Annotated in this window: 11 protein-coding genes; 9 read left to right on the top strand and 2 right to left on the bottom strand. The window is 70.7% G+C overall.

What is annotated here, in order from left to right:
• Nucleotides 1-3: 3 nt before the first annotated feature.
• The 9 genes from hypB to ACZ68L_RS31795 all read left to right on the top strand — a co-directional run bounded on the left by hypB (nt 4) and on the right by ACZ68L_RS31795 (nt 10,661).
• Nucleotides 4-837 carry a hydrogenase nickel incorporation protein HypB gene (gene hypB / locus ACZ68L_RS31835; RefSeq protein WP_469583785.1) on the top strand — a complete coding sequence of 278 codons (834 nt, stop codon included), beginning with the start codon at nt 4-6 and terminating at the stop codon, nt 835-837.
• Nucleotides 834-3,272 (top strand): carbamoyltransferase HypF, encoded by a 2,439-nt coding sequence (gene hypF / locus ACZ68L_RS31830; RefSeq protein WP_469583782.1) that lies wholly within the window; start codon nt 834-836, stop codon nt 3,270-3,272. The genes hypB and hypF overlap by 4 nt, the downstream gene beginning before the upstream one ends.
• Before the next feature lie 52 nt (nt 3,273-3,324).
• The gene (locus ACZ68L_RS31825; protein WP_469583780.1) at nt 3,325-3,645 is read left to right on the top strand and encodes a HypC/HybG/HupF family hydrogenase formation chaperone; all 321 of its coding nucleotides are present in this window, start codon (nt 3,325-3,327) and stop codon (nt 3,643-3,645) included.
• On the top strand, nt 3,642-4,769 hold the full coding sequence (gene hypD / locus ACZ68L_RS31820; protein WP_469583777.1) for a hydrogenase formation protein HypD: 1,128 nt from the start codon (nt 3,642-3,644) through the stop codon (nt 4,767-4,769). The genes ACZ68L_RS31825 and hypD overlap by 4 nt, the downstream gene beginning before the upstream one ends.
• 4 nt (nt 4,770-4,773) lie before the next feature.
• A complete protein-coding gene (gene hypE / locus ACZ68L_RS31815) occupies nt 4,774-5,883 on the top strand; it encodes a hydrogenase expression/formation protein HypE (RefSeq protein WP_469583879.1) in 1,110 nt (369 codons plus the stop codon).
• Between the two features lie 480 nt (nt 5,884-6,363).
• Complete coding sequence (locus ACZ68L_RS31810; RefSeq protein ID WP_469583773.1) at nt 6,364-6,831, top strand: pyridoxal-phosphate dependent enzyme; 468 nt, start codon at nt 6,364-6,366, stop codon at nt 6,829-6,831.
• Nucleotides 6,832-6,886: 55 nt separating this feature from the next.
• Nucleotides 6,887-8,113, top strand: coding sequence for an MFS transporter (locus tag ACZ68L_RS31805; protein WP_469583770.1), 1,227 nt, complete (start codon nt 6,887-6,889; stop codon nt 8,111-8,113).
• Nucleotides 8,114-8,202: 89 nt separating this feature from the next.
• Complete coding sequence (locus ACZ68L_RS31800) at nt 8,203-8,370, top strand: hypothetical protein (RefSeq protein WP_469583768.1); 168 nt, start codon at nt 8,203-8,205, stop codon at nt 8,368-8,370.
• Nucleotides 8,367-10,661 (top strand): M20/M25/M40 family metallo-hydrolase, encoded by a 2,295-nt coding sequence (locus tag ACZ68L_RS31795; RefSeq protein ID WP_469583764.1) that lies wholly within the window; start codon nt 8,367-8,369, stop codon nt 10,659-10,661. Before ACZ68L_RS31800 ends, ACZ68L_RS31795 begins: the two co-directional genes overlap by 4 nt.
• A gap of 59 nt (nt 10,662-10,720) precedes the next feature.
• Here ACZ68L_RS31795 and glpK read toward each other — a convergent pair whose 3' ends face one another.
• Nucleotides 10,721-12,238, bottom strand: coding sequence for a glycerol kinase GlpK (gene glpK / locus ACZ68L_RS31790; RefSeq protein WP_469583761.1), 1,518 nt, complete (start codon nt 12,236-12,238; stop codon nt 10,721-10,723).
• A 45-nt stretch (nt 12,239-12,283) separates the two neighbouring features.
• Entirely contained in the window at nt 12,284-13,129 is an 846-nt protein-coding gene (locus ACZ68L_RS31785) for an MIP/aquaporin family protein (protein ID WP_469583759.1), read from the bottom strand.
• Between the last annotated feature and the right edge of the window lie 400 nt (nt 13,130-13,529).

Raw genomic sequence — 13,529 nt, 5'->3', positions numbered from 1 at the left:
ACCATGTGCCGTGTGGTCGATCTGCAGCAGGCGGTACTCGCGAAGAACGACACGACCGCGCAGCACCTGCGCACCGAACTCGCCGGCCGCGGCACAGCGGTGGTCAATATGCTCTCCAGCCCGGGGAGCGGGAAGACGGCACTGCTCGAACGCGAACTGGTGCTGGCCCGTGAGACGGGCGTCCCCGTCGCGGCACTGACCGCCGACCTGGCCACCGAGAACGACGCCACGCGCCTGGCCCGCTCCGGAGCCCCGGTCAAGCAGGTGCTCACCGACGGGCTCTGTCACCTGGAGGCCCACATGCTGAGCGGGCACCTCGACGGATGGCTGCCCGAGGACACCCGGCTCCTCTTCGTGGAGAACGTCGGCAACCTGGTCTGCCCGGCCTCCTACGACCTCGGCGAAACGCTGAGGGTCGTCCTCGCCTCGGTCACCGAGGGCGAGGACAAGCCGCTGAAGTACCCCACCGCCTTCGGGCTCGCGCACCTCGTCCTCGTCACCAAGGCGGACATCGCCGAGGCGGTGGAGTTCGACGAGGACGCGTTCCGCGCCCATGTCGAGCAGGTCAACCCCGGAGTGGAGGTGCTCCTCACCTCCGCCCGGCGCGGCGACGGCGTCGGGGCGCTCCTCGACCGGGCACTGTCCGCGGCGAACGGCGCCCCGGTCCACCGGCCCGTCATGGCCCGGCAGCACCGCTCCACCCACACGCACACGCACACCCACGCACACGCGGAGCACGGCGTGGACGAACGTGACCTGCCCCGCACGCATGCCGGTCGGGGCGAGCAGGCCGCCGCACCGGGCGCGGCCGGCGCCGCGGCGCAGACCCGCGCGTGACAGCGCCACGGTCCGGCCGGGCCTCGGGCGAGCCGACGCAACGTCGCCGGGTCACGGTGCGAGGCATCGTCCAGGGCGTCGGTTTCCGGCCCTACGTCTACACGCGCGCCCTCGCGATGGGCCTGGCCGGACATGTCACCAACACGCCCGAGGGCGTCGTCGCGGAAGTCGAGGGATCGCCCGCTGCCGTGGCCCAGTTCTGCGAAGGGATCGCGACGGACGCGCCGCCCATGGCCGTCCTCGAATCCGTCGAGCACCGGGAGGTCCCGGCCGCGGGCGGTACCGGCTTCTCCATCGTCGCCTCCCGGACCGGCGGACCCTCGCGCACACTGGTCCCGCCGGACCTGGCCACCTGCGCCGACTGCCTCGCCGAACTGGCCGACCCCGCGGACCGGCGCCATCGGCACCCCTTCATCACCTGCACCAACTGCGGTCCGAGGTTCACCATCGTCACGGGGCTGCCGTACGACCGGGCGCACACCACCATGGCTGGCTTCCCCATGTGCGACGAATGCGCCCGTGAGTACGCGGACCCGGCGGACCGCCGCTTCCATGCCCAGCCGGTCGCCTGCCTCCGCTGCGGACCCCGGCTCGGCCTGGTGGTGCCACACCCCGATCCGGGCACGACTCCGCGACGCACCCACGCCGCGGACCCGGTCGCCGAGGCCCGCCAACTCCTGTCCGGCGGCGCGATTCTCGCCGTGAAGGGCCTCGGCGGTTACCACCTCGCCTGTGACGCGACCAACCCCCGGGCTGTGGCCGAGCTGCGCCGTCGCAAGGCACGTGGCGACAAACCGTTCGCCCTCATGGCCCGCGGCATCGACGACATCGAGCACATCGTCCGTGCGAGTGCCGAGGAGCGCGCTCTGCTCACCGACGTCGCCCGGCCGATCGTCCTGCTGCGGCGCCGAAGCCGCGCCGCCGCCGTGCCGGGCGCCCCGGTCCCGTCGGACAATGTCGCCCCGGGCAGCCCCGACCTCGGCGTCATGCTCGCCTACACCCCTCTGCATCACCTGCTTCTCGGCCTGCCCGGCGACCCGGCCGGGCCGCGCCTCCTGGTCATGACCAGCGGCAACGTGGCCGGGGAGCCGATCGTCACCGACGACGCCGAAGCACTGGAGCGGCTCGACGGCCTGGCCGACGCCTGGCTGACCCACGACCGCCCGATCCGGGTCCCGTGCGACGACTCCGTCGTCCGTGTCTGCGACGGGGAACGGCTGACCGTACGCCGCTCCCGCGGATACGCCCCCCGACCCGTCGACCTTCCCTTCCCGCTGCCGGCGGTCCTCGCCGCCGGGGGCGATCTCAAGAACGTCCTGTGTCTGGCCGAGGGACGCAGAGCCTGGCTGTCCGCCCACATCGGCGACATGGACGACCTCGCCACACAACACGCCTTCGAGGCCGCGGCGCAACAACTGGAGACCCTCACCGGGGTGCGGCCCGGCATCCTGGCCGTGGACCGGCATCCCCGGTACCGCTCGGGGCAGTTGACCCGGCGCCTGGCCGGAGAACGGCCGGTCGTGCGCGTGCAGCACCACCACGCGCACATCGCCTCCACGATGGCCGAACACGGCCTGGACGGCAGCCGACGGGTGATCGGCGTCGCGTTCGACGGCACCGGCTACGGCGACGACGGAGCCGTGTGGGGCGGGGAGATCCTCTTGGCGGACTACGACGGATACCACCGGTTCGGACATCTCGCGTACGTTCCGCTGCCGGGCGGTGACGCCTCCGTGCAGCGTCCCTATCGCATGGCTCTGGCCCATCTGCACGCGGCGGGGATCGGGTGGGCGCGGGACCTGCCGTGCACGATGGCTTGCCCCTCCGATGAACAAGGGCTGCTGGAGCGGCAGTTGGAGCGGAATCTCAACTGTGTCCCCACCTCCAGCATGGGCCGGCTGTTCGACGCGGTCTCCTCCCTCGCGGGTATCTGCCACCGGGCCGGATACGAAGCCCAGGCCGCCATCGAACTCGAAACGGCCGCGCTCCAGGCGGCCGAGGACCACTGCGAGGGATACGGCTTCGCTCTGCGGGCCCCCGATCCGGGCAGCGGGAAGGCGCTGATCGCCGATCCCGCGCCCGTGGTGTCGGCCGTGGTCGACGACGTGCGCGCGGGCATCGAACCGGGAGTCGTCGCGGCGCGCTTCCACATGGCGGTCGCCGCACTCGTCCGCAGAACCTGTGTCCTCGCGCGTGAGCAGTACGGCCTGGACACCGTGGCCCTCACCGGCGGAGTGTTCGCCAACACCCTGCTCTCCTCGGAATGTGCCCGGACGCTTCGCGGACATGGCTTCACCGTTCTGCGCCACCACCGGGTCCCTCCGAACGACGGGGGACTGGCGTTGGGGCAGGCGGTGATCGCTGCCCGGAGCCGGGCCACCCGAACACCCGACGGCCGTTCCACCACGGCGCGGGAGACCGAAGCCACCCACTGACGGCGTGTCCCGGCAGGGCCGGGCAGGTGACCAACCACAGCGAGGAGAAGCCATGTGCCTGGCGGTGCCCGGCAGAGTGCTGGAGATCGAGGAACGGGACGGTACCCGCATGGCCACCGTCGATTTCGGCGGAGTGGTCAAGGAAGCGTGTCTGGAGTATCTGCCGGACCTCGAAGTCGGCGAGTACGCCATCGTCCACGTGGGGTTCGCCCTGCAGAAACTGGACGAGGAGTCGGCCCGGCAGACCCTGGAGCTGTTCACGCAACTCGGATTGCTGCAGGAAGAGTTCGGCGACCCGTGGGAAGTGGCGGCCGAGGCGGGCGGAGCCCCGATGCCCGGCATCGGTGAGGCATCGCAGGAGGCGCGGCAGTGAAGTACATCGACGAATTCCAGAACCCCGAACTGGCCCGACGGCTGCTCGACGAGATCCGCTCCACCGTGACCAGGCCGTGGGCCCTGATGGAGGTCTGCGGCGGTCAGACCCACACCATCATCCGGCACGGCATCGATCAACTTCTTCCCGATCAGGTGGAATTGATCCATGGGCCGGGCTGCCCGGTATGTGTGACCCCGCTGGAGGTGATCGACAAGGCGCTGGAGATCGCCTCCCGCCCGGAGGTCATCTTCTGTTCCTTCGGCGACATGCTCCGCGTCCCCGGAACCGGCCGTGACCTCTTCCGGGTCCGCGGTGAGGGCGGCGACGTGCGCGTCGTCTACTCCCCGCTCGACGCACTGAAGATCGCCCAGCAGAACCCGGACCGGGAGGTCGTGTTCTTCGGAATCGGCTTCGAAACCACCGCCCCTCCCAACGCGATGACGGTCTACCAAGCGCGCAGGCTCGGCATTCGCAACTTCAGCCTGCTGGTGTCCCACGTCCGGGTGCCCCCGGCGATCGAGGCGATCATGAGGTCGCCGGACTGCCGGGTGCAGGCCTTTCTGGCCGCGGGGCACGTGTGCAGCGTCATGGGCGTGGGCGAGTATCCCGCACTGGCCGAACGCTTCCGCGTCCCGATCGTGGTGACCGGATTCGAACCCCTGGACATCCTGGAAGGGGTGCGCCGGACCGTGGTCCAGCTGGAACGCGGCGAACACACCGTGGACAACGCCTACCCGCGCGCGGTGCGCCCCGAGGGCAACCCGGCCGCACTGAGCATGCTGGAGGACGTCTTCGAGGTCACGGACCGGGCCTGGCGCGGCATCGGCGTCATCCCCGACAGCGGCTGGCGGCTCGCCCCGCGCTATCGGGACTACGACGCGGAATACCGCTTCTCGGTGACCGGCATCAACACCCGCGAACCCGCGCAGTGCCGCAGCGGAGAGGTGCTGCAGGGCCTGCTGAAGCCCCATGAATGCGAGGCGTTCGGCACCACCTGCACCCCTCGCACCCCACTCGGGGCCACCATGGTCTCCAGCGAGGGCGCCTGCGCCGCGTACTACCTCTACCGGCGACTGGACATCGACACGACGGTGCCCGTGGAGGCGATCCCCGTTGCCTGAGACCATCGAGACATCCACGCGCGGCGCCGCGACCGCTGAGGCGGAATCCGCCTCCGGCGCCCCGCCGCTCGATCCCACGGCATGGACGTGTCCGGCCCCGCTCCGCGACCACCCGCGCATCGTGATGGGGCACGGCGGTGGCGGCGCCCTCTCCGCAGAACTCGTCCAGCACATCTTCGCCCCCGCCTTCGGAGGCGAGACGCTCGCGCAGATGGGCGATGCGGCGTCCGTGCGGCTGGGCGGCGCCCGCCTGGCCTTCTCCACCGACACCTTCGTGGTGCGGCCGCTGTTCTTCCCCGGCGGCAGCATCGGCGACCTTGCGGTCAACGGCACCGTCAACGACCTGGCCATGAGCGGTGCGCGCGCCGCCTATCTGTCCTGCGGATACATCCTGGAGGAGGGCGTCGAGCTCTCCGTCGTGGCGCGCGTGGCCGACGCCTTCGGTGCCGCCGCGCGCCACGCGGGTGTCGAGGTGGCGACGGGGGACACCAAGGTGGTGGAGGCCGGTCACGGAGACGGCATCTTCATCAACACCGCCGGTATCGGCCTCATCCCGCCCGGCGTCGATCTGCGTCCCCAGCGGGTCGAACCGGGCGACGTCGTGATCGTCAGCGGGGCGGTCGGCGTCCACGGCGTGGCCATCATGAGCGTGCGCGAGGGTCTGGAGTTCGAGGTCGAGATCGAGAGCGACTGCGCCGCCCTGGGCGGGCTCGTGGAGGTCATGCTGGCGGTCACCCCCGAGCTGCACGTACTGCGCGACCCCACGCGTGGAGGGCTCGCCGCCTCGCTCAACGAGATCGCGACGGCCTCGGGCACCGGAGTCGTGATCCAGGAGCGGGCTGTCCCCGTCCCTCCGCCGGTGGCCAATGCCTGCGCCGTTCTGGGGCTCGACCCGATGTACGTCGCCAACGAGGGAAAGCTGGTGGCGTTCGTCCCGCGCGAAAGCGCCGACGCGGTCCTGGAGGCGATGCGCGCGCACCCGCTGGGACGCGACGCGGCCGTGATCGGGGAGGCGGTGGCGGCCCACCCCGGCATGGTGGTGGCCCGCACCGGGCTGGGCGGCACCCGAGTGGTCGACCTGCCGGTCGGGGAGCAGCTGCCGCGGATCTGCTGACGGCCGTGTCACGGCGTGCGGGGCCGACGCCCTTGCCGCCGTACCGTCAGCCGCGGAATCGAACCGGCCATTTCGAGTGACCGGTCGCGCCCCGCGCGCGGCCGGCCACTCGGGCCTCTCGTTTGGATCAGGCCGGGCCCGCGTGCCCCGGCACCGCGCCTCGCCGCGTTGTCGTCGGTCGCCGTGGCGCTGCCACGACTCCCTCCTCCGCCTCGCGATCCACGGCACCGGACCCCGCTCGCTGATCCGGCCTGATCCAAACGAAAGACCCGAGGCGTACCTCCCTCAGCGCCGGCATGAGCAGTGCGGGCGCGAAGCGGCGTGGGAGGCGTCAAGCGCTCTTCTGGCCAAGCGCGACAGAGGCCCGGAACAAGGGCGTGGTGACACCGGGGGGTGCATGCCTAAGGTCTGAGTGCGCGCAGCGGAGCAGTCCGGTCGAACGCCGGAAAAGGTCAACGACGCACGGCCCAGGGGGAAGCAGTGCCGCGTGTCGAACCCGTTCTCGCACGGGCCCTGCGCAGGACCCCTTTACTTCACCTGGACGTCGCCCACCGGGGCCGGACGCGGCGTCTGGGACTGAAACTGGAGGAGTGCGGCCCCACCGGATCGGTGAAGGACCGCAGCGCTGTGGGGCTGTTACGGGCGCTGCACGACGAACGGCCGTTCGCCCCGGGGACCGTGGAATCCACCTCCGGCAGCCTCGGCCTGGCTACTGCCCTCGTACCGGTCTCCACCGGCGGCACCCTGGCCGGCATCAGCGCGCATCTGCGCCAGCACCGGCCCGACGTCGCCGCGGTCGCGGTGGACGTACGCGGCTCGCTCGCCGTCGCCGGCAGTGCCGGGCGCCGCCTGATACCGGGCGCAGGGACCGGCCGGCCGTCGGCCTTCCTCCAGGGGCCGCACAGCTACGACCGCGTCGTGCATGCAAGGAGATCACCGCCACCGTGAACCAACTGCGCAGCGAGGGACTCTTCTTCGACCGAGAGCACCAGGAGCACTGAGCATGGGCACGAGCACCGCCCTCGACCGGAGTCGGACGGGAACCGGCTACCGGCAGTTCCTGCCACTGGTCCAGGGTGCCACGCTGATCGAGTGGACCGGTACGGGACTGTTCCTCGCCGTCTCGACCATCTACTTCGTCAAGGTCGCTCATCTCAGCACCTCGTCCGTCGGAACCGGCCTGACGATCGGCGGAGCCGTCGCCGTCGCCGCAGCCGTGCCCATCGCGCGACTGGCCGGACGCTTCGGGCCGAAGCCCGTGCTGATCGCCGTGATGCTGCTCCGCGCGCTGGCCACCGTCGGCTATCTGTGGGTGGACGGCTGGTGGAGCTTTCTCCTCGTGGTCGCCGTGGTCGCCGTCACCGAGCAGTCCTCGCCCCCACTTGTGCAGTCGTACGTCGGTGCGCGGGCCCCCGAGAGCCTGCGCGCCAAGGTGATGGCCGTACAGCGCACCGTCGTCAACCTCGGCATCAGTCTGGGCGGATTGATCGCCGGAGTCGCTCTCGGTTCCGGAGCGCCCGGAGCCTTCCGGCCGCTGCTGATCGGCGGCGCACTCGCCTATGTGGTGGTGTCCGCGGTGTACGCCACCGCGCGGAGCGAGGAGGTCGCGACCGCCGTCGACAGCGCCCGTGTCGCGGATCTGCTCAAGGACCGCCGACTGCTGGGCTTCACCGCGTACAACGCGCTGGTGTCGCTGTGGATGCCGGTACTCAACGTGGCCTTCCCGCTGTGGCTCGTCACCGAGACCGACGTTCCGGAGCGTTACGTCGGCATTCTGTACGCCGTCAACACCGTGCTGTGCATCGCCTTCCAGTACCCGCTCAACCGCTGCTGGAGCACGACGCGCCGGGCGTGGTGCTCGTACACCGCCGCCGCGCTGCTGCTCTCCCTCGGTGCCCTGGCCTTCGCCGCCGCGCCGGGCTTCGGGACGCGGGAGGCGCTGCTGGTGCTCGGCGCCGCCGTCGTCCTCCTGACGTTCGCCGAACTGCTCCAGGTCGGCGCCTCGTGGACGCTCTCCTTCGACCTGGCACCTGAGGGGGCGCGCAGCGCCTACCTGGTGCTGTTCAACACCAGCCGGACGGTCGCCAATCGGGTCGCCGGCCCGGTGCTGATGACCGGCGTCGTGCTCGCCCTCGGCACGGCCGGCTGGATCGCGCTCGCCTGCGTACTGCTGCTCGGCGCGCTCGTCCCCCTCGTGATGCTGCGCGGACCGCGTGACACCGGTGGCTGAAGCACCCCGCCCGGACCGCCCCACCACCATCGATCCCCTCGTCAAGGAGCCCCGGCCGCCCCAAGGCCGCGACTTTCGAACACCAGGGGATGCTCAACCATCTGTGGGCCGAGGCCGACGACCTCGGGCTCACCGCGGACGACCGGCCGGCGAGCACGGCGGGCCGACGCGTCCCCCTGCGCCGCATCCTCGGCGCACCCACCGTCACCGCGATCGCCGCACTGTGCCGCGAGATCCAACAGGAGGAACAGGCATGAACGTCCCATGGCTGAGCATGCCGGTCGAAGAGCCGCCGTCGAGCCCGTCGGGCCGGGACGGCACCCTCGTCGTCTGCTTCGCGCCCACCGGCGCCCACGGTTCGACGTTCGCGAGCTGGCGGGGCCGGCTGCCCGAGGACACCGCACTCGCGCTGATCACACCGCCGGGCCGCGGCACCCGGGTCGACGAGGAACCCGTCACCGACATGGCCGCCTACGCGGATGCGGTGGCGGCCGAGGTACGTGCGTCGCGTCGCGGGCGGCGGCTGGTGCTGATCGGTGTGAGCCTCGGCGCGCTGCCGGCGTACGAGACGTGCTGCCGGCTGCTCGACGCCGGAGTGCCGGTCGCGCGGTTGTGCGCGGTGGCAGGACAGTGTCCCGGCGACTTCCACGGTGACGTCGGCGACGTGACGGTGGATGACGCCCGTGCCTTCGTCACCGGGACCGGGCTGACCGACCCGGGGTTGCCGGCCGATCCCGACTTCGAAGAGGTGCTGCTGCCGCCCGTCATCGCCGATCTGCGGCTGGCAGCGCGCTACGACGGCGGCCGGACTCCCGTACCGCACGTCGAGTTGCGCGCGGTGTGGGCCACCGACGACCCGCACGTGCCCGAAGTCACCGTACGGCGCTGGGCCGACTGGACGCGTGCCGAGTGCACCACGCGGTCCGTCGAGGGCGGTCACTACGCCCACCAGGAGAACCCGGCGGCGGTCATATCCGCCTGTCTGGACGGCCTTCCCGCGACCCGGCCGTCACGCCGCTCCGTGCTCGGCGCCGGTGCGACGGCCGTCGCGGGCACGATGCTGGGGCTCGGCGCGATGGCGTCGGGGTCGCCCAGGGCATCGGCCGCCGCGCCGGCCGCGGGGGGTGGCGTCTCCTTCGACGGGGATCCCACCGACGCCGTGGGCCTCGCGGTGGCCATGATCCGGCAGAACACCAGCAACCCCGGAGACGGCGCACTCACCCTCCCGTTCGCCCGGATGCTCCAGGACATCTTCCGTGCGGCCGGGGTCGGTTCCGAGATCGTGCCCACCCCGAAGGAGGGCAATGTCCACTTCTTCGCCCGCGTACCGGCCGGCGGACCGGCCGGCGGACCGGCCCGGAAGAAGCCGCTGGTCCTCCTCGGTCACTCCGACGTCGTCCCCGCCATCGGCGACAAGTGGACGACGGACCCCTTCGCCGGAGACATCCAGGACGGCAAGCTGTACGGACGCGGCTCCCTCGACATGAAGGGCGTCAACGCCGCTTTCGTCGCCGCTCTGCTGCGTCATGTCCGCGAGGGCGCGGCCTTCGACCGCGACATCGTCTTCTGGTCCGACTGCGACGAGGAACAGGGACCCTACGGGGTGCGCTGGTTCCTCACGGAACACCCCGGCAAGGTCGAGGCGGGCGCGGTCGTCACCGAGGGCGGCTGGGTGCTCAACCAACGCGACGGCCGGACCCCCATGATCGCCTCGCTCACCTGCAACGACAAACGCTCCCTGCCGCTGCGCCTGGAGACCTCCTCGTACGCCACCCACACGTCCAAACCGTTCACCGGGCAGGCGGTGATCCGGCTCGGCGAGGTGTTGGAGCAGCTCGGGGACTGGCGCGCCCACATCCGTCCCAACGCACTGTCCCGGCAGTACTTCGCCGAGCTCGCCGAGGCCACCACCGACCGGCCGCTCGCCGAAGCGGTGCGCGAGATGCTCGACGCCCGTACGGAACAGCGACGGGACCGGGCCGGCGAGGCGGTGGTTCGGCTGAGCGAGACCCCGGAACTGCACAACGCCATGCTGCGGACCACGCTCGCCTTCACCTCCGCGCAGTCCGGCTACTACCCGAGCATCGTGCCGGGCACGGCGACGGCGGAATTCCGGGCGGCGTTCCTGCCCGGGGCCGACGACCCCGGCCGGGTCGTCGCCGAACTGCGTTCGGTGATCGGCAACCGGGCGACGCTGACCGTGGTCGGCAACCCCGGCGAGAGCGAGCAGCAGGCTCTGGACCGGCTGCGCGGCTATCTCGCGGTGCCCGACTCCAGCTACGACACGGACGTCTTCCGCGCCTGGCAGGGCGCCGTACGCCGGACGCATCCCGGAGTACGGGCCACCGCCTGCCAGTTCGAGGCAGTCACCAGCGCGGTGCCGTTCCGGGAGCAGAACATACCCGTTTACGGCATGTACCCGTTCACCGTGAACCGGGACATGCTCAAGCGCATGCACGGCACCGACGAACACATCGGCGTCGAAGCCCTGCGCCGGGGCACCGAAACCGTCTACCAGCTGCTGGCAGGACTGCGTACCGGCGCCTGACCGGCCCGACCGTACGGGCGCGCTCCGGGCATGCCCGTACGGTCGTCGGACCCCTGACGTCAGCCCACGGTGACCCAGTCGAGGGTGCGCTCGACCGCCCTCTTCCAGTCGGCGTACCCTTCGGCGCGCTGCTCGTCGTTCCACTGCGGCTCCCAGCGCTTCGACTCCTGCCAGTGCTCGCGCAACTCGCCCTCGTCGCGCCAGAAACCGGTGGCGAGGCCCGCCGCGTACGCGGCTCCCAGCGCGGTTGTCTCGGCGACGACCGGGCGACTGACCGGCACCCCGAGTACGTCCGCCTGGATCTGCATGCACAGGTCGTTGGCGGTGACCCCGCCGTCGACCTTGAGCACGTCGAGATGGACACCGGAGTCCTGCTCCATGGCCTCCACCACGTCGCGGCTCTGATAGCAGATGGCCTCCAGGGTGGCCCGTGCCAGATGGGCGTTGGTGTTGTAGCGGGCGAGGCCGACGATGGCGCCGCGGGCGTCCGAGCGCCAGTACGGAGCGAAGAGGCCCGAGAACGCGGGTACGAAGTACATCCCGCCGTTGTCCTCGACCGTCCGGGCGAGCCATTCACTCTCCGCTGCCTCGGTGATGATCTTCATCTGGTCCCGCAGCCACTGCACGGCGGACCCCGTGACGGCGATGGAGCCCTCCAGGGCGTAGGCGGCCGGATTCTGCCCGAACCGGTAGGCGACGGTGGTGAGCAGCCCGTGCTGCGACCGGATCGGCGTCGTGCCGGTGTTGAGCACGAGGAAGTTGCCGGTGCCGTACGTGTTCTTCGCCTCGCCCGGCTCGAAGCACACCTGACCCACGGTGGCCGCCTGCTGGTCGCCGAGCACCCCGGTGACCGGGATCGCCGCCCGCAAGGGCCGGGAGGTGCGCGTGCGGCCGTACGCCTCGGCGTCGGAGGACGGGTTGATCACCGGCAGCATCGCTCTGGGGATGCCGAAGATGCCCAGCAGTTCGTCGTCCCAGTCGAGCGTCTCCAGATCCATCAGCATCGTACGGCTGGCATTGGTGACGTCCGTCGCGTGGATGCCGCCGTCGGGACCGCCGGTGAGATTCCACAGCACCCAGCTGTCCGTGTTCCCGAACACCGCGCGGCCCCGCTCCGCGGCCTCACGCACCCCGTCGACGTGATCGAGGATCCACTTGATCTTCCCGCCGGAGAAGTACGTGGCCGGAGGCAGCCCCGACTTGCGCCGGATGACCTCGCCATGCCCCTCGTTCTCCAGGGCCTTGGCGATCGAGTCGGTCCGGGTGTCCTGCCACACGATGGCGTTGCAGTACGGACGGCCGGTGCGGGGATCCCACACGACGGTGGTCTCCCGCTGGTTGGTGATCCCGATGGCGTCGAGATCGGTGGCACCGAGACCTCCGGTGCGCAGCGCGTTCTGCATCACCGAGTTGGTGCGCTCCCAGATCTCCACCGGGTCGTGCTCCACCCAGCCGGGCCGGGGCAGGATCTGCTCGTGCTCCAACTGGTGCTTGGCCACTTCGTTTCCGCCGTGATCGAAGATCATGAAGCGGCTGCTGGTGGTGCCTTGATCCACCGCGCCGATGAAGTCCGCCATGGCATGCTGCCTCTCCTGAGTCGCGCCCGATGAAGGAACCGGACGTCACTTCTCCGGCGGCGTGGGGATGCTGCCCTCCGGCTCCGGTTCCGCGCTCGGCAGGAAACGGCCGATGAGGGTCTTGTAGACGAACGCGCCGATCAAGCCGCCCACGAGCGGGCCCACGATCGGCACCCAGAAGTAGAGGTTCCCGTACTGGTCCCGCCACGCCCCTCCGTAGCCGGTGAGGAAGCTCGCGAGCCGGGGTCCGAGGTCACGCGCCGGATTGATCGCGTATCCGGCATTGGTGCCCCACGCCATGCCGATGGCCACGATGATGAGGCCCACGATGAACGGGCTGATGTTGGCGCCCGGCGGCGTGTTGAGCAGATCCGTGACCGCGAAGATCAGCAGTATGAGAATGGCGGTGCCGATGACCTGGTCCCGCAGCGCTCCCCATTCATGAACCGGCAGCGCGGTGTTCCCGTTGGCGGGCAGCGTCGAGAAGACGAATTGCGTCTTGATCGTGTGCCCCGGGTCCGCCTTGGCCAGAGCCTCGGTGTAATTCCAACGCACCAGCAGCGCCCCGATGAAGGCCCCCACCAGCTGGGCGAGCGTGTAGGGAGCCACCTTCTTCCAGGGGAAGTCCTTGAAAGCGGCGAGCGAAAGAGTCACAGCGGGGTTGAGGTGCGCCCCGCTCAGTCTGCCGGCCACATAGACGCCCAGAGTGACTCCGAGGCCCCATGCCCAGGCGATGCTGTCGTGATTCCCGAGGCCTCCCGGCGGTTCGGTGAGCGCACCGCCCGCGACGACCTGGGCCACGACACCACAGCCGAAGAGGATCAGAACCATCGTGCCGAGGAACTCCGCCGAGAGTTCCCCAGCGAGTCCCGATGTCTTGAGCCGCTCCATGGGATCTCGCTTCCTGTCGCGCCACGGCTGTTGGCGGCATAGATCCAGGTATGAGCGTAGACGCGGAGAATTGGTTCCGCACTCGGTGACGGAAGCCCGTCGGTGGACCGGCACCTGACGCGCGTGTGCGTACGCCGTGGGCCGGGGCGCCGGACCGTGGTCCTCCCGGCTCACCCGTGGGACCCGCCTGGTGGACCGTGATCGCGCCCAAGCCGCCGCCGACGACCGGAATCGGACGTCGGCCGGCGGACCGAAAGGCTTCCGGTACGACAACGGCGTGGCCGCCTGTTCGCACCGATCTGCTGCCTCTGTACTTCGCGTACGTCGCGACGCCGGATTCCCGTCGCGGCCACCCGCGTGGTGAGCCGCCCGCTCACTGGCCATCAAGGGCGGCATCGAT

The organism is Streptomyces sp. NPDC104309 (genome assembly GCF_055584025.1).
Note: the sequence above shows the minus strand (reverse complement) of the source record. Positions and strands in the feature narration are given on the sequence as shown.

Coding starts and splice junctions, on each gene's coding strand:
- hypB (WP_469583785.1), top strand. CDS start 4: ATGTGCCGTGTGGTCGATCTGCAGCAGGCGGTACTCGCGAAGAACGAC.
- ACZ68L_RS31825 (WP_469583780.1), top strand. CDS start 3,325: ATGTGCCTGGCGGTGCCCGGCAGAGTGCTGGAGATCGAGGAACGGGAC.
- ACZ68L_RS31805 (WP_469583770.1), top strand. CDS start 6,887: ATGGGCACGAGCACCGCCCTCGACCGGAGTCGGACGGGAACCGGCTAC.
- ACZ68L_RS31800 (WP_469583768.1), top strand. CDS start 8,203: ATGCTCAACCATCTGTGGGCCGAGGCCGACGACCTCGGGCTCACCGCG.
- ACZ68L_RS31795 (WP_469583764.1), top strand. CDS start 8,367: ATGAACGTCCCATGGCTGAGCATGCCGGTCGAAGAGCCGCCGTCGAGC.
- glpK (WP_469583761.1), bottom strand. CDS start 12,238: ATGGCGGACTTCATCGGCGCGGTGGATCAAGGCACCACCAGCAGCCGC.
- ACZ68L_RS31785 (WP_469583759.1), bottom strand. CDS start 13,129: ATGGAGCGGCTCAAGACATCGGGACTCGCTGGGGAACTCTCGGCGGAG.